The organism is Dactylosporangium aurantiacum (assembly GCF_000716715.1).
Classification (GTDB): Bacteria; Actinomycetota; Actinomycetes; order Mycobacteriales; family Micromonosporaceae; genus Dactylosporangium; species Dactylosporangium aurantiacum.
The window spans coordinates 1-25,544 of sequence record NZ_JNYJ01000030.1 but is presented as its reverse complement, the minus strand read 5'-3'; the positions used below and the strand labels follow the sequence as shown (position 1 = coordinate 25,544).

At 72.3% G+C, this 25,544-nt stretch carries 24 protein-coding genes; 16 read left to right on the top strand and 8 right to left on the bottom strand.

Annotated features, from left to right (window positions below):
- Positions 1 to 142 precede the first annotated feature (142 nt).
- Both OP18_RS29850 and OP18_RS29845 read right to left on the bottom strand, forming a co-directional pair.
- The gene (locus tag OP18_RS29850; protein ID WP_033362429.1) at positions 143 to 1,840 is read right to left on the bottom strand and encodes a glycoside hydrolase family 3 protein; all 1,698 of its coding nucleotides are present in this window, start codon (positions 1,838 to 1,840) and stop codon (positions 143 to 145) included.
- 45 nt (positions 1,841 to 1,885) lie between these two features.
- Positions 1,886 to 2,377 (bottom strand): DUF3145 domain-containing protein, encoded by a 492-nt coding sequence (locus OP18_RS29845; RefSeq protein ID WP_033362428.1) that lies wholly within the window; start codon positions 2,375 to 2,377, stop codon positions 1,886 to 1,888.
- Between the two features lie 261 nt (positions 2,378 to 2,638).
- Here OP18_RS29845 and OP18_RS29840 point away from each other — a divergent pair, with 261 nt between their 5' ends.
- Both OP18_RS29840 and OP18_RS29835 read left to right on the top strand, forming a co-directional pair.
- A complete protein-coding gene (locus OP18_RS29840) occupies positions 2,639 to 2,971 on the top strand; it encodes a hypothetical protein (RefSeq protein WP_033362427.1) in 333 nt (110 codons plus the stop codon).
- 139 nt (positions 2,972 to 3,110) lie between these two features.
- The gene (locus OP18_RS29835) at positions 3,111 to 4,466 is read left to right on the top strand and encodes an alpha/beta fold hydrolase (protein WP_063745635.1); all 1,356 of its coding nucleotides are present in this window, start codon (positions 3,111 to 3,113) and stop codon (positions 4,464 to 4,466) included.
- Between the two features lie 210 nt (positions 4,467 to 4,676).
- Here the strand turns inward: OP18_RS29835 and OP18_RS29830 are convergent, their stop codons facing one another.
- Positions 4,677 to 5,675: a saccharopine dehydrogenase family protein gene (locus OP18_RS29830; protein ID WP_245635579.1), complete on the bottom strand. Its 999-nt coding sequence runs from the start codon at positions 5,673 to 5,675 to the stop codon at positions 4,677 to 4,679.
- An 82-nt stretch (positions 5,676 to 5,757) separates the two neighbouring features.
- Here OP18_RS29830 and OP18_RS29825 point away from each other — a divergent pair, with 82 nt between their 5' ends.
- The 5 genes from OP18_RS29825 (at position 5,758) to galK (ending at position 11,877) form a co-directional block, all read left to right on the top strand.
- Complete coding sequence (locus tag OP18_RS29825) at positions 5,758 to 6,387, top strand: DedA family protein (protein ID WP_033362426.1); 630 nt, start codon at positions 5,758 to 5,760, stop codon at positions 6,385 to 6,387.
- 47 nt (positions 6,388 to 6,434) lie between these two features.
- Positions 6,435 to 8,597 (top strand): HelD family protein, encoded by a 2,163-nt coding sequence (locus OP18_RS29820; RefSeq protein ID WP_033362425.1) that lies wholly within the window; start codon positions 6,435 to 6,437, stop codon positions 8,595 to 8,597.
- 241 nt (positions 8,598 to 8,838) lie between these two features.
- The gene (locus OP18_RS29815) at positions 8,839 to 9,618 is read left to right on the top strand and encodes a DeoR/GlpR family DNA-binding transcription regulator (protein ID WP_033362424.1); all 780 of its coding nucleotides are present in this window, start codon (positions 8,839 to 8,841) and stop codon (positions 9,616 to 9,618) included.
- Between the two features lie 19 nt (positions 9,619 to 9,637).
- Positions 9,638 to 10,714 (top strand): galactose-1-phosphate uridylyltransferase, encoded by a 1,077-nt coding sequence (gene galT, locus OP18_RS29810; protein ID WP_033362423.1) that lies wholly within the window; start codon positions 9,638 to 9,640, stop codon positions 10,712 to 10,714.
- A complete protein-coding gene (gene galK, locus OP18_RS29805) occupies positions 10,711 to 11,877 on the top strand; it encodes a galactokinase (protein ID WP_389249106.1) in 1,167 nt (388 codons plus the stop codon). Before galT ends, galK begins: the two co-directional genes overlap by 4 nt.
- Here the strand turns inward: galK and OP18_RS51475 are convergent.
- Positions 11,867 to 13,948, bottom strand: coding sequence for an NPCBM/NEW2 domain-containing protein (locus tag OP18_RS51475; protein ID WP_043788009.1), 2,082 nt, complete (start codon positions 13,946 to 13,948; stop codon positions 11,867 to 11,869). The two genes, galK and OP18_RS51475, sit on opposite strands and share 11 nt — an antisense overlap.
- 273 nt (positions 13,949 to 14,221) lie before the next feature.
- Between OP18_RS51475 and OP18_RS29795 the strand changes: the two genes are divergently transcribed.
- From OP18_RS29795 to OP18_RS29775, 5 genes are all read left to right on the top strand, one after another.
- Positions 14,222 to 15,307, top strand: coding sequence for an ABC transporter substrate-binding protein (locus OP18_RS29795; protein WP_033362572.1), 1,086 nt, complete (start codon positions 14,222 to 14,224; stop codon positions 15,305 to 15,307).
- Between the two features lie 72 nt (positions 15,308 to 15,379).
- Positions 15,380 to 16,906: a sugar ABC transporter ATP-binding protein gene (locus tag OP18_RS29790; protein ID WP_033362421.1), complete on the top strand. Its 1,527-nt coding sequence runs from the start codon at positions 15,380 to 15,382 to the stop codon at positions 16,904 to 16,906.
- Entirely contained in the window at positions 16,903 to 17,868 is a 966-nt protein-coding gene (locus tag OP18_RS29785) for an ABC transporter permease (protein ID WP_033362420.1), read from the top strand. The genes OP18_RS29790 and OP18_RS29785 overlap by 4 nt, the downstream gene beginning before the upstream one ends.
- Positions 17,865 to 18,872, top strand: a complete 1,008-nt coding sequence (locus tag OP18_RS29780; protein WP_033362419.1) for an ABC transporter permease — start codon at positions 17,865 to 17,867, stop codon at positions 18,870 to 18,872. The genes OP18_RS29785 and OP18_RS29780 overlap by 4 nt, the downstream gene beginning before the upstream one ends.
- Positions 18,873 to 19,078: 206 nt before the next feature.
- A complete protein-coding gene (locus OP18_RS29775) occupies positions 19,079 to 20,365 on the top strand; it encodes a nitric oxide synthase oxygenase (protein ID WP_081971238.1) in 1,287 nt (428 codons plus the stop codon).
- A gap of 115 nt (positions 20,366 to 20,480) precedes the next feature.
- Here OP18_RS29775 and rocD read toward each other — a convergent pair whose 3' ends face one another.
- The 3 genes from rocD to OP18_RS29760 all read right to left on the bottom strand — a co-directional run bounded on the left by rocD (position 20,481) and on the right by OP18_RS29760 (position 22,852).
- Entirely contained in the window at positions 20,481 to 21,692 is a 1,212-nt protein-coding gene (rocD, locus tag OP18_RS29770) for an ornithine--oxo-acid transaminase (protein ID WP_033362418.1), read from the bottom strand.
- Entirely contained in the window at positions 21,689 to 22,480 is a 792-nt protein-coding gene (ddaH, locus tag OP18_RS29765; RefSeq protein WP_033362417.1) for a dimethylargininase, read from the bottom strand. Before ddaH ends, rocD begins: the two co-directional genes overlap by 4 nt.
- A gap of 156 nt (positions 22,481 to 22,636) precedes the next feature.
- A complete protein-coding gene (locus tag OP18_RS29760) occupies positions 22,637 to 22,852 on the bottom strand; it encodes a hypothetical protein (RefSeq protein WP_033362416.1) in 216 nt (71 codons plus the stop codon).
- A 142-nt stretch (positions 22,853 to 22,994) separates the two neighbouring features.
- Here OP18_RS29760 and OP18_RS29755 point away from each other — a divergent pair, with 142 nt between their 5' ends.
- From OP18_RS29755 to OP18_RS29740, 4 genes are read left to right on the top strand one after another with little or no spacing between them, the layout of a single operon-like run.
- Positions 22,995 to 23,369, top strand: coding sequence for a hemerythrin domain-containing protein (locus tag OP18_RS29755; protein WP_033362415.1), 375 nt, complete (start codon positions 22,995 to 22,997; stop codon positions 23,367 to 23,369).
- A 22-nt stretch (positions 23,370 to 23,391) separates the two neighbouring features.
- Entirely contained in the window at positions 23,392 to 23,979 is a 588-nt protein-coding gene (locus OP18_RS29750; protein ID WP_033362414.1) for a nucleotidyltransferase family protein, read from the top strand.
- 10 nt (positions 23,980 to 23,989) lie between these two features.
- Entirely contained in the window at positions 23,990 to 24,235 is a 246-nt protein-coding gene (locus OP18_RS29745; RefSeq protein ID WP_033362413.1) for a hypothetical protein, read from the top strand.
- Positions 24,232 to 24,978, top strand: a complete 747-nt coding sequence (locus OP18_RS29740; protein WP_033362412.1) for a metallophosphoesterase family protein — start codon at positions 24,232 to 24,234, stop codon at positions 24,976 to 24,978. Before OP18_RS29745 ends, OP18_RS29740 begins: the two co-directional genes overlap by 4 nt.
- Positions 24,979 to 24,982: 4 nt before the next feature.
- Here OP18_RS29740 and OP18_RS29735 read toward each other — a convergent pair.
- Positions 24,983 to 25,544, bottom strand: a 562-nt coding sequence (locus tag OP18_RS29735) for a sigma-70 family RNA polymerase sigma factor (protein WP_033362411.1), incomplete at its 5' end; no start/stop codon positions are given.

Here is a 25,544-nt window from a genome sequence, read left to right as displayed (position 1 = left end):
GCATGACGGATCACCGGATGTCATTGCGCGGACACCGATCTGCGTGCCGGCATCCACCGAACGGTGATCAACCGGGCGGCGTTGCTGTTGCGGTCTTCGCGTCGGGCTTCGGCCTTCGTGGCGGCCTTCGTGTCGGGCTTGGTCAGCCGCAGGCGGTCGCCGGCAGGCCCTGCACCGGGACCGGCGAGCGGCCCGGCGCCTTCGCCTTGCCGACCAGCACGTCGGCGAGGGCGGACATCGACGCCTGCGACGACGAGTACGTCGCCAGCAGGGTGCCCTTCGCGGAGCGCAGCACGTACGGGGTGTCGAGGGCGACCGTCACCGCCGCCGACGCGGACAGGTCGGAGGCGCCCTTGCCGTAGCCGACGAGCCGGACCTCGGCGCCGCCCTGCTTGACCACGGTGGCACCGGCGGCGGTCAGGGCGCCCTCCAGCCAGCCGCGGGCGGTCTCGCTGCCGGCGCTGGTGACCCGGACCGGCCCGGTGACGAGCGGGCCGGAGCACGGGCCGCGCAGCACGGTGACGGCGGCCGCGGCGCTGGCCCGGGCCGCCGCCTTGCCGGCCTCGCCGTTGACGACCGAGGCGGCGGGGCGGGGCACGGCGGCGAGCCGGAACTTCAGCGTCAGGACGCGGGTCGCGGCCTCCACGACGCGCTGCTTCGGCAGCCGGCCGGAGCGCACCGCGTCGAGGAGCCCCTTGTGCGCCTCGGTCAGCTTCGGCGGCATGAGCAGGATGTCGTTGCCGGCCAGGACGGCGCGGACGGCGGCCTCCCCCGGGCCCCACTGCTCGGCGGGCTCCATGTTGAGCGCGTCGGTGACCACGACGCCGGTGTAGCCGAGCTTCGTGCGCAGCAGGTCGATGAGGACCTTGCTGGAGAACGACGCCGGCACCCCCGGGTCGACGGCCTTCACGTCGAGGTGGCCGGACATGACGAGACCCACGCCGGCGGAGGCCGCGGCGACGAACGGCGGCAGGTCGCCGCTCTCCAGCCCGGCGAGGCTCTGGCTCAGCACCGGCAGGCTGCTGTGGCTGTCGACGGTGGTGTGGCCGTGGCCCGGGAAGTGCTTGACGGTCGCCGCGACACCGGCCGCCTGCAGGCCGCGGACCGCGGCGGCCACCTGCTCGGCGACGAGCTTCGGGTCGCTGCCGAAGGCGCGGGAGCCGATGACCCCGCCCGGCTGGGCGCCCAGGACGTCGGCGTCGGGGGCGAAGTCGAGGTTGATGCCGAGGGCGGCGAGCTCGGTGCCGGCCGCCTTCCACGCGGCCTCGGTCAGCGCCGGGTCGTTGCCGGCGCCGAGGGCCAGGGCGCTGGGCAGCTGCACCATGCCGTCGCGGATGCGGGTGACCTGGCCGTACTCCTGGTCGGTGCCGATGAGCAGCGGCACCTTCGCGGGCAGGCTCAGCGCCGCCGTCTGCAGCCCACCGGTGAGCTTCGTGACCTGGGCCGGCGACTCGACGTTGGTGGTCTTGTTGGTGCCGGCGGTCGGGTCGTCGGCGCTGCTGGACACCAGGATGATGCCGCCGAGCTTGTACTTGCGCACGATCTCCGCCGGGGTCGACGCCCCGGTGTAGGCCCTGTTCGCCGACGCCGAGCCGGAGGACACCTTGTCGGCGTCGTTGCCGTACGCATACGGCATCAGCAGCTGCCCGACGAGCTCCTCGTCGGACATCCGGGCGACGAGCTGCGCCGCCTGCGTCGCCGGGTCGCCGGTGGGCAGCACGGCGGAGTCCTGGGCGGTCGCGGACGGCGACGGCGTGGCGGACGTCCCGCCGCCGCATCCGCCGAGCAGCACGGCGACGGCCGCCAGCGGCACCAGCAGGCGCGACCGAAATCCTGACATGGTTGCGAGGCGCGGCACCGTGCCACTCAACCACGCACGTGCAAGTTACCCAACTCGGGTGAGCAGGGTCATGGGTACGCCGTCGGCGGCGTGCCGGTACGGCTCCAGCTCGGCGTCCCAGGGGCCACCGAGGGCTTTCTCCATGGCGTGGGCGAGGTTCTCGTACCCCCGCGACGTGGCGATCAGGTGGCGCAGTCGGTCTTCGGACAGCACGATGTCGCCGTTGGCGCTCGTCGAGCCGTGGAAGAGCCCGCGACCGGGCACGTGCATGAACCGCTCGCCGTCGACCCCGGGGCTCGGCTCCTCGGTCACCTCGAAGCGGATCATGGGCCACTGCCGCAGGGCGGCCGCCAGCTCCCCTCCGGTCCCGGTCGCTCCGGTCCATGAGCATTGGGCCCGGCGAGCCGACGGCTCGACAGGCTGCGGCGTCCACTCGAGCCTGACCGGCGCTCCGAGGACGCGCGCGATCGCCCACTCGACGTGCGACGACACGGCGAGCGGTGACGAGTGGACATATATGACGCCACGCGTGGGCACGGATGACCTCCCGGAGACCGAGGTGCGTCTTCCCCTACGACCTCGAACCCGGCGGGTCTTGCGTCAGCCCTGTGGCTATGTGCTTGTGGGACTCATGATGACGATGTTGCGCGCGGTGCGCCAGCGAATCGGCAACTCGGGTCCTACGAAATGTCCAACGGGTGGAGCCTCCACCAGGTAACTCGCTTTTTTCGGCCGGACCGGCCGGGTGTTACAGTTTTGCCGTCTTCTGCAGTTCAGCCTCGACAAGGAGTTCCCGCCGTGGCGAATAACACCTCAAAGACCGCGCGGGCCTCAGTCCGCGCGGGCCAGGCCGGCGCGTCCGGCGCCCTGAGCGTGCTGGGTGAGTTCAAGTACCTCATCCCGCTCAACGGCGGCAAGCACGTCTACGTGCGCAACCTGACCAACGGCAAGACCAACCGCCTCGCCACGTCCTCCGACGCGTTCATCGAGGAGATCCGGGTCCTCGCCGGCGCCGGCCACGCGGCGAAGCTGCGGGTCGAGCTGCAGGCCCTCAACGCCGCGCACCCCGGCCACGGCTGGGACGCGACGGAGCAGCGCCTCGTCGACGCGGGCGTGTTCGAAGCCGCCTGACGCGCTCTTCCACAGCCGCCGCCCTGGACACTCCGGGCGGCGGCTGTGTGCTGTCCGCCGGGCGCGCCCCGCGGTCACTCCGGAAATACTCCCGCGGATGACCGGGGTATTTCGACGTACTTCCGGGTAACAATGGTCCATGGGTACCGTCGTCTCCCCCTCCACCGTGAGGCTCCAGGACGGCGCCCGCCTGTACAGCGTGCTGTACCCGCCGGCCGCCGGCGGTGACGGTGCGGCGCGGACCCCGGTGACCGTGGTCTTCCTGCACGGCTGGACGCTCGACAACCGCCTCTGGCGACAGCAGATCGCCGACCTCCCCGCCCGCCTCGGCGCCCCGGTGCGGATGCTCGCCTTCGACCTGCGCGGTCACGGCCGCTCCTCCGCCACCTCCGGCACCGACGCCACCCTCGAACAGCTCGGCGACGACCTGGCCGAAGTCCTGAACGGCCTCGTGCCCACCGGCCCGGTCGTCCTCGTCGGCCACTCCCTCGGCGGCATGGCGATCATGGAGTACGCACAACGCCACGCCGCCGCCTTCGCCACCCGCGTCGCCGGCGTGGTCCTCGTGTCGACCTCCGCCGAGGGTTCGTCCCGCACCAGCTACGGCCTGAGCCCGCGGCTCGCCCGCGTCATGCGCATCCTGGAGATCCAGGGCGCCGGCCTGCTCGCCCGCTCCGGCGCGTGGCGCCCGCACCGCAGGCTGATGCCGCTGCTGGCCCCGGGCGTGCGCTGGCTCGTGTTCGGCCACCGCGTCGACACGTCCTGGGTGACCCTGACCACGTCCATGGTCGCCAACGCCCCGCTGTGCGCGATCGGCGGTTTCCGCCCCTCCGTCGACCTGCACCACCGCGTCGAAACCCTGTCCGCGATGCGCGGCCTGCCGGCCGCTGTCCTCGTCGGCACCCTCGACCGCCTGACCCCGCCCGCCTGCGCCGCGACCATCGCCGGCGAGCTCCCCGACGCCGAGCTGATCACCTGCGAGGACGCCGGCCACATGCTCCCCATCGAACGCCCCGACGTGGTCACCGACGCCGTCGTCGGCGTCATCCGCCGCGCGGCGGCCACCCCGCGGATGACCCGCCAGCCCTCAGGCGCGGCGGCCGCCGCCGCGGTCAGAGCCGGCGCAGCCACCACGACCAGCGCCGCCGCCATCACGATCACCAGCGCCGACGCCGGCGTGACCGTCTCCGAGGAAGGAGTGATCGGCGGCGGCGAGGCTGGTGCCGTCACCACGACCGCCGGCGAGCCCGGCGCGCCCACCGCCGATGACGGCGAAGCCGGCGCGACGACGGCGACCGGCGAAGCCCGCAGGGGCGACAAGGCCAGCCCGGCCGGCAAGCCCCATCCGGGCGGCAGGACCAGCCCGAACGGCAAGGCCAGCCCGAACGGCAAGGGAAGCACCCGCGCCGGCAAGACCAGCACCCGCGCCGGCAAAGCCGACTCCAGCGCCGTCGAAGCCCAGCCCGCCGACGCCGAGGTCAGCGCCGCAGCTTGACGGTGGCACCGGCCGGAAGTGGGCGTTTGCCCGCTGCCGGCCCGGCTCCCCGGAGTGCGAGGCTCGCCATGACGCTGACCAGGTGTGACTCGGGCTGGCCCGGCACCGCCCACGTCCCACCCCGTGACCGGCGTCCTGCTCTCAGTACGGTAGTACACCCTTCCAAACCGCCGTACGGACTCGTCACGCACGGTCATTGTGGCTGGTGGTTCAGTGTGGGGTGGTGACCGTGACGCCGTCGAGGGTTTCGGCGAAGGAGGCGCCCAGCGCCGTCGCGGGGGTGTGCGTGCCCGGTGCGATGCCGCCGGCGAGGACGCGCTGCACGGCGCGCAGCGACGCGTCGGCGGTGAGGGCGTAGGCGTTCGGGCCGGTCAGGGTCGCGGTGCGGGTGTTGCCGGCGGCGTCGGTCACCTCGCCCCACACCTCGCAGCCGGTGCCGGCGCGGCGGGTGGTGGAGGGGCCGCCGGAGGGGATCAGGGCCTGCGCGGCGGCGCGCAGTGGGCGCAGGCGCAGCAGCCGCACCAGGGGCGAGCCGGCGTTGCGGGGCAGCCGCATGTACACGGTGATGTTCGGGATGCCGGTGGAGTGGTAGGCGGTGACCAGGTCGCCCCAGCGGGTGGCGCCGACCTTGCGGGGGCCCGACGGGAACGGCACCGTGCGGGAGGGGGTGCCGAAGGGGGTGGCGACGAGCCGGCCGTCGACGCGGCGGCGGCCGCCGGACGCGGCCTCGGCGAGGCTGGTGCGGGCGGTGCCGCGGCTGAGGCCGCCGGGCGCGTCGAAGGCGAGTTCGAGGGTCACGGCGCCGGGCAGGGCGGCGGCGAGGGTGGCGGCGAGGCAGTCGGTGGGCACGACGTCGAAGCCGGCGCCGGTCAGCAGGACCACGCCGGCGGTGACGGCGCGTGACGACTGGGCGAACATCCAGTCGAAGACGTCGAGCTCGCCGGTGATGTCGAGGTAGTGCACGCCGGTGGTGATGCAGGTCTCGACGAGGGGGCGTGCGGTGGCGGCGAACGGCCCGGCACAGTTGACGACGGCGGTGACGCCGGTCAGGTCGGGTTTTGACAGCGGGAACGTCCGGTGGGGCAGGCCGAGTTCGGCGGCGAGGCCGGCCACGGCGGCGGAGCGGCCGGCGAGCACGGGTCGTTCGCCGCGGGACACCGCGAGCCGGGCAAGAAGTGACCCGCTGTAACCGTTCGCGCCATACACCATCCATGTCACGCTGGTCACCGTATGAGAGGGTGGAGGCGAAAACCACCGCGGGGAGGCGACTGTGCATCACATCGAGACGTGGATGGCCACTCTCTCGCCGATCTGGGTGTATCTGCTGGTCGGTGGCGTGATCGGGATCGAGAGCATGGGCATTCCCGTGCCGGGCGAGATCACGCTGGTCACCGCGTCGCTGCTGTCGGTGACGACGAAGATCGACCCGTGGTTCGTGGCGATCTCCGCGTCGGTGGGGGCGATCGTCGGTGACTCGATCGGCTACCTGATCGGCCGGCGTGGTGGGCGGCACCTGCTGGAGCGGGTCGGGCGGCGGTTCCCGAAGCATTTCGGGCCGGCGCACCTGGCCAAGGCGGAGCGGGCGTTCCAGCGGTGGGGCGTGTGGGCGGTGTTCTTCGGCCGGTTCATCGCGTTGCTGCGCATCCTGGCCGGGCCGCTCGCGGGGGCGCTGCGGGTGCCGTATGGCAAGTTCCTGGCGGCGAATGCGCTGGGCGGTCTGACCTGGGCGTTCGGCACGGTGTTCGCGATCTACTCGGTGGGGCGGGCGGCGGAGAAGTGGCTGAAGGACTTCTCGTGGATCGCCCTGGCGGTCGCGGTCGTCGCGGGCCTGGCCACGACCCTGTACCTGCGCCGCAAGGCGGCCGCGGAGGCCCGGGCGCTGCGCGAGGACGCGGAGAAAACGCCGGCGACCACGCCGTGAAGTAGGCTCGTAGGGTTGTTTTTTAACCCGGTGCTAGGGGTGGGGCGTTGAACGACGCGGTCCGCGAGTCGGAGATCGCCGCCGAGCAGGCATACCTCGACCGGGTCTACGCCCGTCTCGACCAGTTGCGGGTGACCGCCGCCGAGGTGGAGCGCGAGGGTTACAGCCTGGCGAGGGTCGGTAACTTCGGTGCGCTGGTCGAGCGCGACGCGATGGTCTACCACGCGGCGAAGCGGCGGCGGGCGCTGGAGAGCGAGCATGACGGGCTGGTGTTCGGCCGGCTCGACCTGGGGCCGGACGGGCGGTCCGGGGACGGCAAGGACGCCGCGTCCGCGGATCCGGTGGTGCCCGGCGGTGAGGTCCGCTACATCGGCCGGCTCGGGTTGCGTGACGAGTCGTACGAGTCACTGGTGGTGGACTGGCGGGCCCCGGCGGCGGCGCCGTTCTACCGGGCGACGCCGGCCGACCGGATGGGGGTCGTGCGCCGGCGCAGCATCCGCAGCAGCGGCGAGAAGGTCGTGAGCATCGAGGACGACCTGCTGGATCCGGAGGCCGCGCCGAGCGACATGGCGGTGATCGGTGACGGGGCGCTGCTGGCGAACCTGTCCCGGGCGACCGGCACCGGGATGAAGGACATCGTCGCGACGATCCAGCGGGAGCAGGACGACGCGATCCGCTCCCCCAGCCTGGGTGTGACGATCGTGCGTGGCGGGCCCGGCACGGGCAAGACGGCGGTGGCGCTGCACCGCGCGGCGTATCTGCTGTACGCGGACCGTAACCGGTACGAGTCCGGTGGTGTGCTGGTGGTCGGCCCGTCGGACGTGTTCGTCGGCTACGTGTCGCGGGTGCTGCCGTCGCTGGGTGAGGACACCGCGTCGCTGCGGTCGCTGGGGCAGCTGCTGGAGGGGGTGCAGGGGACCCGGCACGAGCCGCCGGAGGTCGCCGCGGTCAAGGGGTCGCTGCGCATGCAGCGGGTGCTGGGCCGGGCGGCGCGCGGCCCGGTGCCGGACTCGCCGGAGCGGCTGCGGGTGCTGTACCGGGGTGAGCTGCTGGTGCTGGAGCGTCCGGCGCTGGACGAGCTGCGCCGCACGGTGCTGAACCTGGGGGTGCGGCGCAACGCGGCCCGGGCGAAGGCGGCCGGGCACGTGCTGGACGCGTTGTGGCGGCAGAGCGTGGAGCTGTTGCCGTCGGGGCGGCAGCAGAAGCGGGAGGAGTTCGCGCCGGACATCGCCGAGCGGCCGGAGTTCGTGGCGTTCATGCGGGCCTGGTGGCCGGTGCTGCGCCCGGCGCAGGTGCTCGGCTGGCTGACCGACCGGCACCGGCTGTCGCGGTGGGCGAACGGGGTGCTGAGCAACCGGGAGATCGCGGTGCTGGCCGGGTCGATCGACCCGGAGGACCCGTCGGTGGAGGACGTGGCGCTGCTGGACGAGCTGCACGAGCTGCTCGGTGACCCGCCGGTGCGCAAGCGGGTGGCCCGGGATCCGTTCCAGGTGGCCGACGGCGTGCGGGAGGTCACCACGTACGCGGACCGGATGGCGGCGGCCCGGGCGCAGGCGGTGGAGCGTCCGACGGACTACCGCGACTACGCGCACATCATCGTCGACGAGTCGCAGGACGTGTCGCCGATGCAGTGGCGGATGATCGGCCGTCGGGGGCCGAACGCGACGTGGACGATCGTCGGTGACCCGGCGCAGGCGGCGTGGGCGGACGCGGCGGAGGCGGAGCGGGCGATGGACGGCGCGATCGGCAGCCGGCGGCGTTCGGCGTTCACGCTGACCACGAACTACCGCAACTCGGCGGAGATCTTCGAGGTGGCGGCGCGGGTGATCCGCAAGGCGCAGCCGGACATCGAGCTGCCGACGGCGGTGCGGTCGTCGCATCAGGCGCCGGTGCTGACGACGGTGGACGCGCCGGAGCTGGAGGCGGCGGTGCGGGCGGCGGCGCAGACGCTGCTGGAGCAGGTCGAGGGCACCGTCGGGGTGATCACGCCGACGGCCCGCCGGGACGAGGTCGCGAAGTGGGTCGACGGTCTCGACGCGCGGTTGCAGACGGTGGGTGCGCTGGACTCGAAGGGTATGGAGTACGACGGGGTGCTGGTGGTGGAGCCGGCGCAGATCAGGGACGAGGCGAGGACCGGTTTCAGGACGTTGTACGTGGCGTTGTCCCGGGCGACCCAACGTTTGACCACGGTCGGAACCGCGCCGTTCTGAACACGGTTCACACAGTTCACTGTTCGAGTTTGTTGACTTCTGGTCGGCTAGGTTCGAAGCTGTAGCGCATGCGCGCGCACCCAGCCGCCGTTCGTGGTGGTGTCCACCCGGCCGTGAACTTCGGCCGGGTCACCGGGGTGCGCACTGTCCCTGGCGACGTAACGTCTGCGTTGGAATCTGCGATGGGATTCGCCATCCGCGCAGCCGCGCCGGCCGCTGCGCTCGCGAAGGGAACGGCGTGATGCTCGCACAGCAACGGCAAACGGCCATTCTGGATCTGGTGCGTCGGCACGGGGGTGTGCGGGTCAGCCAACTGGTGCGCCAGTTCGGCGTGTCCGACATGACCATCCGCCGTGATCTGGAGGCCCTCGCCGACCGCGGGCTGGTCGACAAGGTCCACGGCGGCGCGACCATCGCCGGACCCGGATCCACCGAGGAGCCGGGGTTCGACGCCAAGTCGGTGCGCCAGCGCAACGAGAAGGCCGCGATCGTCGAGCGGGCCGCGAAGCTCATCGAACCGCACACGGCGGTCGCGTTGTCCGCCGGCACCACGACGGCGGCGCTCGCCGCGCACCTCGTCGACGTCCCGGGGCTGACCATCGTCACGAACTCGATCCCGGTCGCCGACACCCTGTACCACGCGGGCCGGCCCGACCAGACGGTCGTGCTCACCGGCGGTATCCGCACCCCGTCCGACGCCCTCGCCGGCCCGGTCGCCGAGGCGGCGATCGGCTCGCTCAACGTCGACGTGCTGTTCCTCGGTGTGCACGGCATGAGCCCGCGCACCGGGTTCACCACGCCGAACCTCATGGAGGCCGGCACCAACCGCCTGATGGTCTCCGCCGCCCGCCGGCTGGTCGTGCTGGCCGACCACACCAAGTGGGAGATGGTCGGCATCGCGACCATCACCCCGCTCGACGAGGCGGACATCCTCATCACCGACGTCGGGCTGCCCGCGGAGGCACGGGTGCAGCTCGCTGAGCGCGTCGGTGAGCTCATCGTGGTCGATCCGAACGGTTAGCCACCCACCTGGAGAACGAGTGAAGCGCACGGTCACCCACCTCGCCGACGGTCGGGAACTCATCTACTTCGACGAACGCGACGACGCGTCCCGGGACGCGGTCGACCAGCGGGAGCTGCCACCCCCGCCCGCGGCGTCAGAGATGCGTCACGACCCCATCCTCGATGAGTGGGTGGCCATCGCCGCGCACCGGCAGTCCAGGACCTACCACCCGCCGTCCGACCAGTGCCCGCTGTGCCCGTCGACGCCGGAGTGGCAGAGCGAGATCCCGTCGTCGGAGTACGACGTGGTGGTGTTCGAGAACCGGTTCCCGTCGTTCAGCCACCGGGTCGGGCCCGAGCAGGGCGACATCCTGCCGGGGCTGGTGCCGACCCGGCCGGGCGCCGGCCGCTGCGAGGTCGTCTGCTTCACCTCCGACCACAACGCGTCGTTCGCGTCGCTGTCGCCGGCGCGGGTGCGCACGGTGCTGGAGGCGTGGGCGGACCGCACCGCCGACCTGTCGACCCGTGACGACGTCGAGCAGGTCTTCTGTTTCGAGAACCGGGGCACCGAGATCGGGGTGACCCTGCCGCACCCGCACGGGCAGATCTACGCGTACCCGTTCGTCACGCCGCGGACCCGACGGATGCTGGCGTCGGCCCGCGCCCATGAGGGCGGCGGCAACCTGTTCGCCGACGTGCTGGCCGCCGAGCGCGCCGACGGCGAACGGGTCGTGGCGCAGAACGCGCACTGGACGGCGTTCGTGCCGGCGGTCGCCCGCTGGCCGTTCGAGGTGCACCTGTACCCGCACCGGCAGGTCCCCGACATCCCGGCGCTCGGCGCCGAGGAGCGTGCCGCGTTCGGCGGGCTCTACCTGGAGGTGCTGCGCCGCCTCGACGGCATGTTCGGGCTGCAGATGCCGTACATCGCGGCGTGGCACCAGGCGCCGGTCCGGGTCGACCGGCACCTGGCGTACCTGCACCTGCAGCTGTTCAGCACCCGCCGGGCGCCGGGCAAGCTCAAGCACCTCGCCGGCTCCGAGTCCGGCATGGGTGTGTTCGTCAACGACGTGCGGCCGGAGCAGGCGGCCGCGATGCTGCGGGAGGTCCAGCTGTGAGCGCTGCTGCGGAGGGTCCGGCGGTGCGCACCGCCGCGGAGCGGCTGAGCGCCGCCACGGACGGCGCCGGCACCCTGTGGGTCAGCCCGGGCCGGGTCAACCTCATCGGCGAGCACACCGACTACAACGACGGGTTCGTGCTGCCGTTCGCGTTGCCGCACGCGACCGCGGTCAGCGGGGTCCGGCTGGAGCGGCGGCACTGGGTCGTCACGTCGGAGCAGACGGGTGAGACGGTCACGTTCGACCTGAGCGAGAAGGTCGGCGGGTGGGCCGCGTACGTCGCCGCGGTCGTGTGGGTGCTGCGGGAGGCCGGCGTCGACGTGCCCGGCGCCCGGCTGTCGATCGCCTCGGACGTGCCGTCCGGTGCGGGGCTGTCGTCGTCGGCGGCGTTGGAGTGCGCGGTGATGGCGGTCCTCGCTGACCTCGCCGGGGTCGACGGCGCGCGGCTGCCGATGCGGGACCGGCCGCGGCTGGCGCAGCGCGCGGAGAACGAGTACGTGGGCGCCCCGACGGGCATCATGGACCAGGCCGCGTCGACGCTGTGCCAGGAGGGTCACGCGCTGTTCCTGGACTGCCGGTCCCTGGCCACCGAGCAGGTGCCGTTCGACCTGGCCGCGGCCGGGCTGAAGATCCTGGTGGTGGACAGCAGGGCGCCGCACGCGCACGTCGACGGCGAGTACGCGGCCCGCCGCCGGGCGTGCGAGGAGGCCGCCGCCGTGCTGGGCGTGGCGGCGCTGCGCGACATCGACGCCGACGCGCTGCCCGACGCCCTGGCGAAGCTCGACGACGACACGATCCGCCGCCGGGTGCGGCACGTGGTGACGGAGAACCAGCGGGTGCTGGACACCGTCGCGGTGCTGCGCGCCGGTGACCTGCGCGCGGCGGGGCCGCTGATGACGGCGTCGCACGCGTCGATGCGCGACGACTACGAGATCACGGTGCCGCAGGTCGACACGGCGGTGGAGGCGGCGCTGGCGCACGGCGCGCACGGCGCCCGGATGACCGGCGGCGGGTTCGGCGGCTGCGTCCTGGCGCTGGTCGACGAGGAGCGCTGCGACGCGGTGCGCGACGGTGTGCGGGAGGCGTTCGCCGCGGCCGGCTTCACGCCCCCCGACACGTTCGTGGTCACCCCCGGGCCGGGGACGTACCGGTTCAGCAGATGAGGCGCGCGTCGGCCCAGTCGGCGTGGTCGTAGTCGATGGAGCCGGCGCCGCCGGTGACGAGCCGCAGGTCGGTGCGGCCGGCCACGGAGACGTCCACGGTCACGGGGGCCGCGGCGGTCACGGTCGGGCTGGTCCACAGGGTGACGCCGTCGGCGACGACGCTGAACACCACACCGGTCGAGGACGTGCCGACCTCGGCGTCGAGGCCGGCGACGGCGGTGAACCGGCTGCACGCCCCGCCGAGGGGCACGCTGAGGTCGCCGGCGGCGTGGACGCCGACGCCCTTGGGGTAGCTGACCCCGCCGACGGTGATGAGGCTGCCGTCGCCGGTGGCCTGCTCACCGTTGGAGGTGTCGCGTTCCGCGGGTCCCCAGCCGTTGACGGCGGTGCCCCAGGTGCGGTCGCTGACGGCCGTACCGGTGCCGCTGCCGCCGCAGACGAGGGTGGGGCTGCCCCAGTCGGCGTGGTCGTAGTTGACGCCGTCACGGGCGTCGGTGACCCGCAGCTCCAGGGTCAGGTAGCCGCCGGTGGACACGGTCAGCCGGGTCGGTGCCTGCCCGCCGGTCTTCACGGCGGTGAAGCCGAGGAGCCGGCCGTCGCCGTACACGGCGAACCGGACGGAGCCGTTGGCGCCGACCTCGCCGTCGACGCCGACCTGGGCGGTGAACGTGCGGCACGCGCGGCCGAGCCAGACGTGCACGGCCGCGTCGGCGTGCGTGCCGATGCCCTTGGTGAACGCGGTCCCGCCGATGTTCAGGGCCGCGCCGTCGCCGGCGGCCTGCTCACCGTTGGCGCGGTCGCGTTCCACGGGTCCCCAGCCGCCGCTGGAGGCGAGCCACGGCAGGTCGCTCACCTGCAGCGTCCCGGCGGCCGGTGGCGCGGCGAGGGTGCCCGCGCGGGTGACCCGGAACATCGCGACGCCGTGCGGTGCGACGGTCGCCGAGACGGTTCCCGCGGTGGTGCCGGTGGCCGCGGTCCAGAGGTTGCGGGTGGTGTACGAGCTGGAGCCGCCGAGCCCGAGCGCGGCGGCGGTCGTGGACACGGTCGTCGCCGCCGCGCCGCGGTTGAACAGCACGGCGGCCACGGAGCCGTCGCTCATCGGTTTGGCCCACACCTCGGTGTCGCCGTTGTCGGCGACGCGGCGGCCCTGTGAGCCGCCCCAGTCCTGGTTGACGGCGATGACCTCGGCGTTGCGCAGCACGTCGAGGGTGGCGGTGGAGACGCTGCGCAGGTCGTTGCCGAGCAGCAGCGGCGCGGACAGCAGCGCCCACAGCGAGAAGTGGGCGACGTTCTCGTCGTGGGTGAGTGAGCCGTTGCCGACCTCGAGCATGTCGGGGTCGTTGGAGTAGCCCTTGCGGGCGAAGGTCTCCAGGCCCGCCTGCTGGTCCAGCAGCGAGGTGATGCTGCCCCAGCTGGCGTTGATGTCGCCGGTGGTGCGCCACAGGCTGCCGCCGACGTCCGGGCCGAACACCCACGGCGCGTCGTCGCCCCAGTTGCAGATGCTGTAGACGATGTGCCGTCCGGTGGCCTTGAGCGCGTCGCCCATCGCCTTGTACCGCTGCACGGCGGGGCGGCCCTGGTTGTTGCAGTTGTCGTACTTGAGCAGGTCGACGCCCCACGACGCCCAGGTCTGCGCGTCGACGGTCTCGTGGTCGAGGCTGGCCGGCAGGCCCTGGCAGGTGGCGGTGCCGGCCGATGAGTAGATGCCGAGCTTGAGCCCGCGGGCGTGGACGTAGTCGGCGATGGCGGCGATGCCGCCGGGGAAGCGGACCGGGTCGGGGCGCAGCCGGCCCTGTGCGTCGCGGGTGGGGGCCATCCAGCAGTCGTCGATGTTGACGTACGTGTATCCGGAGGTGCGCAGGCCGGTGCTCACCATGGCGTCGGCGGTCGCCTTGATGAGATTCTCGTCGATGTTACAACCGAACCTGTTCCAACTGTTCCAGCCCATGACGGGGGCCGCAACCGGTCCGGGCCTCGGGGTGGCGGTGGCGGCCGCCGGCCCGGACCCGACCGAAGTGATGAGGGTGGATACGAGCAGCGCCGTGGCGGCGGCGGTGAGGACGCGCCTCATCGCCCGGGGACTTCGGGTCATCCCAGCTCCCAGGGTCGAAAGATCGAAATTGTTGAATATTGTGGCATACCCGCCGCGGTTTGCACACGATCGATCGCCGCAATGTCTGGACAACTTTGCCAAGGTCCCGAACATGTGACAGTTGGTGTTTGGTTTTGGGCGGCTGGGTGGAAAGTCTTGACAGAAAAAGTTTGAGGATGAGTGAATGCGGTACGCCACAACGCGACGTGCCACACGCCGCGGTCCACCCCTCCGCTCAAGGGAGTGACCAAGATGATCGATGTGCGAGGCCGCTGGCGGCCCGCCCTGGCCGTTCTCAGCGCCGCCGCCCTGCTGACGACCGGCTGCGCGAAGTCCGAGGACGACCCCGCCGCTAAGGCGACCGCCGACAGCTCCGCCGCGGTGCAGACGACGAAGTCCGCCGCCGCCGGAGGCTCCACCTGCACCCTGCAGCAGTTCGGCGGGGCGAAGCTCGACCTCAAGACCGCCAGCATCGGCTTCTCGCAGTCGGAGAAGGAGGCCAACCCGTTCCGCATCGCCGAGACCCAGTCCATCAAGGACGAGGCGGCGAAGCTGGGCATCCCGGCCGCCAACCTGAAGGTCACCAACGCCGACTCGAAGTTCGACAAGCAGATCACCGACGTCAGCACCCTGATCGACCAGGGCGTGCAGCTGCTGGTCATCGCGCCGCTCAACTCAGACGGCTGGGACTCGGTGTTCCAGAAGGCCGCGGCGAAGAAGATCCCGATCGTCACCATCGACCGGAAGATCAACGCGAAGCACTGCACCGACTTCCTGACGTTCATCGGCTCGGACTTCTACGAGCAGGGCAAGCGCGCCGCCGACAAGATGGCCAAGGCCCTCAACAACACCGGCACCGTCGCGATCCTGCTCGGCGCCCCCGGCAACAACGTGACCACGCTGCGGACCAACGGGTTCAAGGAGCAGCTCGCGAAGGTCGCCCCGAACATCAAGATCGAGTTCGAGCAGACCGGCCAGTTCTCCCGCGAGGAGGGCCAGAAGGTCTCCGAGCAGCTGCTGCAGTCCAAGCCCAACATCAACGGCATCTACGCCGAGAACGACGAGATGGCCCTCGGCGCGATCACCGCCCTGAAGGGCGCCAGCAAGAAGGCCGGCGACGTCAAGATCGTGACGATCGACGGTACGAAGGGCGCGGTCCAGGGCATCGTCGACGGCTGGATCTTCTCGGTCATCGAGTCCAACCCGCGCTTCGGCCCGCTCGCCTTCGGCACCGCCACGAAGTTCTTCGACGGCGAGGCGATCCCGGAGAACATCATCATCTCCGACCGGGAGTACGACTCGACCAACGCCGCGGCCGACCTGGGCCTCGCGTACTGACCGACACCGCGCCGCAGCCCAGGCCGGGGACCGTCCCGGCCTGGGCCCGTGCTTCACGATGGGACCTCCCGCATGTCCGCTCCGGACGCGCCGCTGCTCGAAGTGGCCGGCGTCAGCAAACAGTTCCCGGGGGTGCGCGCCCTCGACGACGTCTCGTTCACCCTGCGCGCCGGTGAGGTGCACGCCCTCGTCGGCGAGAACGGCGCCGGCAAGTCCACCCTCATCAAGGTGCTCACCGGCGTGTACCGGCCCGACGGCGGCGACCTGCGGCACCTGGGGCGGCCGGTCACGTTCGACGGCCCGCTCGACGCGCAGGCGGCCGGCATCTCCACCATCTACCAGGAGGTCAACCTCGTCCCGCTGATGAGCGTGGCGCGCAACCTCTTCCTCGGCCGGGAGCCGCGCACCCGGCTCGGCCTCGTCGACGCCGGCCGGATGCACCGGCAGGCCGCGGAGATCCTCGCCGGCTACGGCATCACCTCCGACGTGCGCCGCCCCCTCGGCCTCATGGCGCTCGGCGCGCAGCAGATGGTCGCCCTCGCCCGCGCCGTCATGGTCGACGCCCGCGTCGTCGTCATGGACGAGCCGACGTCCTCGCTGGAACCCCGCGAGGTCGAGACGCTCTTCGGCGTCATCGCGCGCCTGCACGAGCGCGGCGTCGGCATCATCTACGTCAGCCACCGCCTCGACGAGCTGTACCGCATCTGCGACCGGGTCACCGTCCTGCGCGACGGCCGGCTCGTGCACACCGGCCCCATCAAGGACCTCGACCGGCTGCAGCTGGTGTCGCACATGCTGGGCCGGCCGATGTCCGAGGTGCGCAAGGCCGGCTACACCAGCTTCGGCGGGGAGCACTCCGCCGCCGACAGCCGGCCCGTGCTGCGCGCCGACGGCCTCACCAGCCGGCACCGGCTCACCGGGGTCAGCTTCGAGGTGCTGCCCGGCGAGGTCGTCGGCCTCGGCGGCCTGCTCGGCGCCGGGCGCAGCGAGACCATCAAGGCCGTCGCCGGGGCGCTGCCGCTGGACCACGGCACCGTCGAGGTCGACGGCGAGGTCCTGCGCCGGCCCAACCCGGTCACCGCGCTCAAGGCCGGCATCGCCGTGCAGCCCGAGGACCGCAAGGCCGAGGGCATCGCCCTGGGCCTGTCCGTGCGGGAGAACATCGCCCTGGCCGTCCTGCCGCGGCTGGCCACCGCCGGCATCGTCTCCGAACGGAAGATCGACAACATCGTGGAGACGTTCATGCGGCGGCTGCGGATCAAGGCGTCCGGCCCCCACCAGCGCGTCGGCGACCTGTCCGGCGGCAACCAGCAGAAGGTGCTGCTCGCCCGGCTCCTCGCGACCGGGCCGAAGGTGCTGCTGCTGGACGAGCCCACCCGCGGCATCGACGTCGGCGCGAAGGCGGAGGTCCAGGCGCTCATCGACGAGCTCGCCGCCGAAGGCCTCGGCGTCGTGCTGGTCTCCTCCGACGCCGAGGAGCTCATCGAGGGTTCCGACCGGGTGGTCGTGCTGCGCGACGGCGCCGTCGCCGGCATGCTGCGCGGCGACGACGTGACAACGGAGCAGCTGATGCACGTGATCGCGACGGCGGCGTCATGACGACGCTGTCCGTGAAGAAGGACGGCCTCGACGCCGCCGCCGTCAGGCGCCTGCTGCCCGTGTACGGGGTGTACGTGGCGCTCGCCCTGCTGGTGCTGTTCAACATCGCCTGGACCGACAACTTCCTCGCCTGGAACAACCTGCGCATCCAGCTGGTCCAGGTCACCCCGGTCGTCATCGTGGCGCTCGGCATGGCGCTGGTCATCGGCACCGAGGGCATCGACCTGTCCGTCGGGTCGGTGATGGCGCTCGGCGCCGCCCTCATCCCCCTGTACCTCGGCTACGGCACCGTCCCGGCGATCGTCCTGGCCGTCGCCGGCGGCGTCGTCGTCGGGCTGGTCAACGGCGGCCTCGTCGCGTTCGTCGGGCTCCAGCCGATCGTGGCGACCCTCGCCATGCTGGTCGCCGGCCGCGGCGTCGCCCTGGTGCTGTCCGACGGCAGGTACAAGGACATCCGCGCCAAGGACTTCCTCGCCATCGGCACCGACGCGTTCCTCGGCGTGCCGTACACGGTGTGGATCGCCGCCGTGCTCGCCGTGGTCGTCGGCTTCGTCGTGCGCCGCACCGTGTTCGGCCGGCGGCTGCTCGCCGTCGGCGACAACCGGGCCGCCGCCCAGCTCGCCGGCGTCCCCGTCAAACGGGTCCTGATCACCGTCTACGTCATCGCCGCCGTGCTCGCCGCCGTCGCCGGCGTGATCCAGGTGTCGCGGATCGGCTCCGCCGACGCGTCCCGGATCGGGCTGCTCATCGAGCTGTCCGCGATCACCGCCGTCGTCGTCGGCGGCACCCCCCTCACCGGCGGGAAGGTCCGCGTCCTGGGCACCGTCGCCGGCGCGTTCCTCATGCAGCTGCTGACCGCGACGATGATCGCCAACAACCTCAAGGACTCGACCGCGCAGATGGTCCAGGCGGTCATCATCCTGGTCGCGGTGTACGCGGCCCGGGAACGGAGGACCCGATGACGCTCGTCGCCGCACCGCGGACCGCGAAGGCCGAGGCGGCGGCGCTGCGCACCGAACGGGTCGTCGAGCTCGTCCAGCGGCAGGGCGCCCTCGCCGTGCTCGGTGTCGTGCTCGCCGTGGGGCTCGTCGCCTACGACAGCTTCCGCAGCCTCGACAACGCCGGCACGATCCTCATCTCGGCCGCGCCGGCCGCCCTCATCGCCCTCGGCATGACCTTCGTGATCATCACCGGTGGGATCGACCTGTCCGTCGGCTCGCTCTACGTGCTCGGCGGCGTCCTCGCCGCGTGGGCGTCGCGGTACGGCGTCGCCGCCGCGTTCGCCGTGCCCCTCGCCGTGTGCGGGCTGTTCGGCCTGGTGCAGGGCCTGGTCATCGCGTACGCGCGGCTGGCGCCGTTCATCGTGACCCTCGCCGGGCTGCTCGGCGCGCGGGGCCTCATGCTCGCCCTGTCCGGCGAGGGCCGCACCACGTACCTGGTCGACCCCGGGGCGTTCAAGGACTTCGGCCAGGGGGCGCTGCTCGGCGTGAAGTCCCCCGTCTACCTGGTCGTGGTGCTGTTCGCGGCCGGCATGGTGACGCTCTACCGCACCCGCTTCGGCCAGTCCGTGTACGCGATCGGCGGCAGCGAGGACGCGGCCCGGCTGATGGGCGTGCGGATCCGCGCGACGCAGGTCCGGGTGTACGTGCTGTCCGGGCTCCTCGCCGGGCTGGCCGGGGCGCTCAACGCGGCGCGGCTCGGCTCCGGCGTCACGGTCCTGGGCACCGGCATGGAGCTGGACGCGATCGCCGCCGTCGTCATCGGCGGCACCCTGCTCACCGGCGGGGCCGGCACGCTCGGCGGCACGATCGCCGGGGTGCTGCTGCTGCAGGTGATCCAGAACCTGATCAACCAGGACGGCACGGTCACCTCGGCGTGGCAGACCGTGATCAGCGGGGCGTTCATCGCGCTGGTGGTCGTGGCGCAGACGTACCTGGCCAGGCTGCGGCGGGTCGCGTCCGGCTAGCACGGACACCGCGTCCGGGTGGCGCACTCCGGCCGTCATCATCCGTTCGGCCGGAGTGCGTCTGCCGTTTTGCAGCTTGCATCGCTGACCCACCGACACAGAGCGCACACGTTGTGCGACTCTGGCCAGGGTGAGACGCCGAACATGAACTCCTTGCCGCGTCGGACCCGCCCCCAGGGAACCCCCGTCGGCGTTGGGAGGTCAGTGTGAGCGTGCCTGGGTACCGCGACACGCCAGGTCAGCAGTGGGATCCGCACCTGCCGGTGGATCTTCGGGAGGCCGAGGACTTCCTCGGGCAGTACTACCGGGAGCACCCGCAGCGCGGCGACGGGCGCGAGCGCCTCGCGCAGATCCGCGACGAGGTCGCCGAGACGGGCACGTACGTCCACACGTACCCGGAGCTGGTGTTCGGCTGCCGGGTGGCGTGGCGCAACGCGAGCCGCTGCATCGGCCGGCTGTACTGGCGCAGCCTCGTCGTGCGCGACCTGCGCAAGGTCAGCGCCCCCGACGAGATCTTCGAGGAGCTCGTGCGCCACCTGCACCTCGCCGGCCAGCGCGAACGCAACGTGATCCGGCCCGTCATCTCGGTCTTCGCCCAGCACGTCCCCGGCCGGGAGGGCGCCCGGCTGTGGAACGAGCAGCTCATCCGGTACGCCGGGCACCGCCACACCGAGGGCCCGCACGCCGGCACGGTCGTCGGCGACCCCCGCTACACCCAGTTCACCGAGACGCTGCAGCAGTACGGCTGGCGCGGCAAGCCCGACAACCCCTTCGACGTGCTTCCCCTCGCGATCGAAGGCCCCGGCGGCGACGTCAACCTGTACGACCTGCCCGAGACCGCGGTGTGGGAGGTGCCGATCGAGCACCCGACGCTGCGCTGGTTCGCCGAGCTCGGCCTGCGCTGGCACGCCGTGCCCGCCATCGCCAACATGCGGCTCACCATCGGCGGGGTCGACTACCCCCTGGCCCCGTTCAACGGCTGGTACCTGGGCACCGAGATCGGCGCCCGCAACCTCGCCGACACCGACCGCTACAACCTGCTGCCGGTCATCGCCGAACGGATGGGCCTGGACACCAGCACCGAACGGTCGCTGTGGCGCGACACCGCCCTGCTGGAGCTCAACCGGGCCGTGCTGTGGTCCTTCGACCAGGCCGGCGCCCGCATCAGCGACCATCACAGCGAGTCGGAACGGTTCCTCGCGCACGTCGCCAGCGAGGAACGCGCCGGCCGGCCGACCCCGGCCGACTGGACCTGGATCGTGCCGCCGATGAGCGGCGCCACGACCGGCGTGTTCCACCGGTACTACCACGAGGCGGACCAGCGGCCCGCCTTCTACCTGGACAGCGACGCCCGTGAGCTCGGCCGCCGGGGCCGCTCCCCCGTCGTGCCGCGGGTGCCGGACGAGCCGGCGTCGTGCCCGTTCCACGAGCCGGCACCGGCCGCGCTGTCCCGGCGCCGGGGCTGGCTCGGCCGGTTGCTCCAGCGCGACTGAGACCCGCGGCCTCCGGCCGCGGGTGTGCGGCCAGGGACCCGCGGCCGCCGGCCACGGGTCCCTGGCCTGGGACTGCGGGGCGCAGGTGGGGGGGCGACCGCCTGCGCCCCGCGCCTCAGCCCTTCAGCACCACCGTCAGCGCGTCCACCGCGACGTCGATGTCCCGCTCGGTCACCAGCAGGGGCGGCGCCAGGCGGAGCGTCGAGCCGTGGGTGTCCTTCGCCAGGACGCCCTGGGCCAGCAGCGCCTCGCAGGCCTGCCGGCCGGTCATCAGCGCGGGGTCGATGTCGATGCCGGCCCACAGGCCGCGGCCGCGCACGGCGGTGAGGCCGTGGCCCACGAGGGTGTCGAGCCGCTCGTGCAGGTACGCGCCGACCCGCCGCGCGTTGGCCTGCGGCTCGCCGGTATTGAGCAGGGCGATGACGGCGCGGGCGACGGCGCACGCGAGGGGGTTGCCGCCGAACGTGGAGCCGTGCTCGCCGGGGCGCAGCACGCCGAGGACGTCGCGGTTCGCGGCGATCGCGGAGACCGGCACGATGCCGCCGCCGAGCGCCTTGCCCAGGACGTACACGTCGGGGACGACGTCGCCGCAGGCGAACGTGGCGCCGGTGCGGCCGAGGCCGGACTGGACCTCGTCGGCGACGAACAGGACGTTGGTGGCGGTGCACAGCTCCCGCACCCCGGCCAGGTAGCCGGCCGGCGGGACGAGCACGCCGGCCTCACCCTGGATGGGTTCGATGAGCACGGCGACGGTGGTGTCGTCGATGGCGCCGGCGAGCGCGGCCAGGTCGCCGTACGGCACGATCCGGAACCCGGGGGTGTACGGGCCGTAGTCGGCGCGGGCGTCGGGGTCGGTGGAGAAGCTGATGATCGTGGTGGTGCGGCCGTGGAAGTTGTCGGCGGCCACGACGATGGTGGCCTGGCCGTCGGGGACGCCCTTGACCTTGTAGCCCCACTTGCGAGCCACCTTGATCGCGGTCTCGACCGCCTCGGCGCCGGTGTTCATGGGCAGGACGAGGTCCTTGCCGCAGAGCGTGGCGAGCTCCTGGCAGAACGGGCCGAACTGGTCGTGCAGGAACGCGCGGCTGGTCAGCGTCACCTGGTCCAGCTGGGCGTGGGCGGCGGCGATGAGGTCGGGGTGGCGGTGACCGAAGTTGAGCGCGGAGTAGCCGGCCAGGCAGTCCAGGTAGCGGCGGCCGTCGACGTCGGTGACCCAGGCACCCTCACCGGAGGCGATGACGACCGGCAGCGGGTGGTAGTTGTGCGCGGTCCAGCGTTCCGCGAGCGCGATGGCGGGCCCGGTGAGGCCGTCCAGGGCGGTGGTCATGAGCGCACCTCCAGCGTGCAGCACTTCGGTCCGCCACCGGCCTTGTGCAGTTCGGACACGTCGACCGGCACCGGTTGGAACCCCTTCGACGCTAGCTCCGCGGCGAGGCGGGTGGCGGCGGACGGCAGGACGACCCGGTGGCCGTCGCTGACGGCGTTCAGGCCGAGGACGGCGGCATCGGCGGCGGTGGCGATGACCCCGTCGGGGTACAGCCGGCGCAGCACCGCCTGGCTGCCGGGCGAGAACGCGCCCGGGTAGTACGCGACGTTGTCCTGCGACAGCACGGTCAGCGCGGTGTCGAGGTGGTAGTAGCGCGGGTCGACGAGCTGCAGGGTGATCACCGGCCGGCCGAAGAGCTCCTGGGCCTCGGCGTGCGCGGCCAGCTCGGTGCGCAGGCCGGTGCCGGCCAGCAGGTGGCCGCCGGCGAGCAGGAGGTCGCCCTCGCCCTCGTTGACGCTCTTCGGCGCGTGGACGGTGAAGCCGTTGCGCTCGAACCAGGCCAGGTACGCGGGGCCCTCGTCGGCGCGCTCCGGGTGGCGGAACTGCGCGCCGTAGACGGTGCCGTCCACGACCGTGGCGCCGTTGGCGGCGAACACCATGTCGGGCAGGCCCGGGATCGGGTCGATGAGGTCGACGGTGTGGCCGAGGGACAGGTAGAGCTCGTACAGCCGGGTCCACTGCGCGACGGCGAGGTCGGCGTCGACGGGCGCGGTCGGGTCCATCCAGGGGTTGATCGCGTAGTCAACGGCGAAATATGTCGGTCGACACATCAGGTAGCGACGGCTCATGCGGTCAAACCTAAGGGCGGCGCGCCCGGCGTTCCATTGCGGAAAGCTGCTTCTTGCCGCGTGTTCCTTGTGCGGTACGGCCGGCGGGCAGCGATTCGTTGCGCGCCGGTCGTCCACCGGGCACCCCGCCGGCCACCGGTCGCCGGCCGGGCCCGCTCAGTGCAGCTCGCGCCAATCGCCGGGCTGGGCGAGCAGGCCGGACACGCAGTCCATGGCGGGCTCCTCGGCGTCGAACTCGTACGTGCGGCAGCGCCCGTCAGCGCCACCCTCCCGCGACTCGACCCACCAGTGACCGGCGTCCTCGAACAGGTACACGTCGCGGCGGGCGAGCCGCCCCCAGGCGCCGTTCCACCAGTGCTTCCTTCGCTCCATGAGGGATTATTCGAACACACGTGCCAACGCCACGGAAGGCCGACACGCCGCATATCGATCAAGTCTGCTGGGTGACGGTTAGCCGGGTGGCACGCCGGGTACGCCAACGCATGCCCGAGCCGCGGAACCTGGGGAGCTGACCATGGAGCAGGACCTCGTCGACCTGCTCGTCGCCGAACACCGCCGGATCGAGTCGCTGTTCGCCGACATCGAGACGGCGCGGTCGCCGGACGCGCGCCGGGCCGCCCTCGACGCCGCGGTCACCGTGCTGGCCGCGCACACCGCGACCGAGGAGCGGCTGCTGCACCCGCACCTTCCGGCGGCGCTGGCCGAGTACGAGGCCGCCGAGCACCGCCGCATCGACGACCTCATGGCCCGGCTGGCCGAGCCCAACGACGTGGATCCGGCGTTCGAGGTGCTGCTCGCGGCGCTGCTGGAGGCGGTGCGGGAACACGTGCAGGAGGAGGAGACCGAACTCTTCCCCCGGCTGCCGCAATCGGTGCGTGTGACGGAATGACCTGACGGGTAAGCCACTGTTCATGGCAGTTCCGGAGGACAGGCAGCCACTCATCGCCACGCTGAAGCGCGCCGCGTACCACTTGAAGGACTCGGGCATCCCGTTCTGCCTGGCCGGCAGTTTCGCGGTCTACGCCCGCGGCGGCGAATCCGTCGACCATGACATCGACTTCCTCATCAAGGCCGAGGACGCAGAACGGGTCCTGACCGCCCTGTCGGAGGTCGGGTTCCGCGGCGAGGTGCCGCCCGAGGGGTGGCTGGTCAAGGCGTTCGACGAGGACAACCTGATCGACTTCATCTTCTGCCCGGTGCAGCGGCCGGTCACCGACGCGACCCTGGCCGACACCGACGTGATCGCCGTCAACGCCTGCCACATGCCGGTGCTGTCGGCGACCGAGCTGATGATCCACAAGGTGCTGACCTGGTCGGCGCACTACTGCGACTACGCCCGCGGGCTGCCGGTCGCGCGGTCGCTGCGGGAGCAGATCGACTGGCCCCGCGTCTACCGGGAAACGGCACACTCGCCGTACGCGCATGCTTTCCTGTTCTTGATCGACCGCCTCGGCGTCATGTCGCTGGACGAGACCAGCGCGCTCGCCGCTTCCCTGTGAGAAGGCCCGCATGATCATTGACCAGCACGTCGAGAGCGAGCTGCACCAGCTGCTCATCGAGGACGAGCGCATCGCGGAGCAGGGCATCCGGGTGGTCCGCACCGAGGACGGGGTCAGCCTCGTCGGCGAGGTCGAGAGCGCCGACCGCCGCGACCTGATCTGCCAGGTGATCGCCGAGGCGTTCCCCGAGCTGCCCGTGCACTGCAACATCGGGCTCACCCGGGTCCACGAGCCGCAAGACGTGGAGGAGCTATGACGGCCGAAGGTTGCGTGAGGGTCGCCGCGGTCGGCGACGTCCATCTCGACGCCGACGTCCTCGGCCGGTACCGCCCGGCGCTGGAGCACCTGGACGGCAAGGCGGACCTGCTGCTGCTCGCCGGCGACCTGACCCGGCACGGCACGGCCGACGAGGCGCGGTGCGTGGCCCAGGAGTTCGGCGGTCTCGCGGTACCGGTGATCGCGATCCTCGGCAACCACGACTATCACTGCGACCAGCAGGCGGAGGTCACGAAGGTACTGCAGGACGTGGGCATCACCGTGCTGGAGTGCACCGGCACCGTCCTGCACGTCGGTGACGTCCGCGTCGGCGTCGCCGGGACGAAGGGGTTCGGCGGCGGGTTCGCCGGCGCGTGCGCCAGCGAGTTCGGCGAGCCGGAGATGAAGGCGTTCACCCGGCACAGCCGCGAGCTGGCCGAACGGTTCGGGGTGGCCCTCGCGGAGCTGGAGTGCGACGTGCGGATCGCGTTGACGCACTACTCGCCGGTGCCGGAGACGCTGCTCGGCGAGCCGCTGGAGATCTACCCGTTCCTCGGCTCGTACCTGCTGGCGCAGGCGATCGACGCCACGCCCGGGGTGGGGCTCGCGGTGCACGGGCACGCGCACGCCGGCTCGGAGCGGGGCACGACGCCGGGCGGCGTGCCCGTCCGCAACGTCGCCCACCCGGTGATCAAGCAGGCGTACAACGTGTACCAGCTGTCGTCGGTCCTCGCCCCGGCGTAGCCCCCTACAGCGGGGCCACGAGGGCACCGCGCAGGTGGGTGAGGGCGTGGCCGAGCAGCCGGGAGACGTGCATCTGCGAGATGCCGAGCCGGTCGGCGATCTGCGTCTGCGTCAGGTTGCCGAAGAACCGCATCGCGATGATCCGCTGTTCGCGCTCGGGCAGCTCGGCGATCAGCGGCCGCAGCGACTCCCGGTCGTCGACGGCCTCCAGGTCGCGGTCGACGCCGCCGAGGAGGTCGGCGAGCTCGACGCCCGCCTCGTCGCCGCTGGCCGGGGCGTTGATGGACAGGGCCCGGTAGGCGTGACCCGACTCGATGCCCTCGATGACGTCCTCCTCGCTGACCCCGAGGCGGGCGGCCAGGTCGGCGACCGTCGGGGAGCGCCCCAGCTGCTGCGCGAGGTCGCCGGAGATCTTCGAGATCTCCAGGCGCAGCTCCTGCAGGCGGCGGGGCACGCGCACGTCCCAACCCTTGTCGCGGAAGTGCCGCTTCAGCTCGCCGACGATCATCGGGATGGCGTAGCTGGTGAACGCGGCGCCGCGGGCCGGGTCGTAACCGTCGACGGAC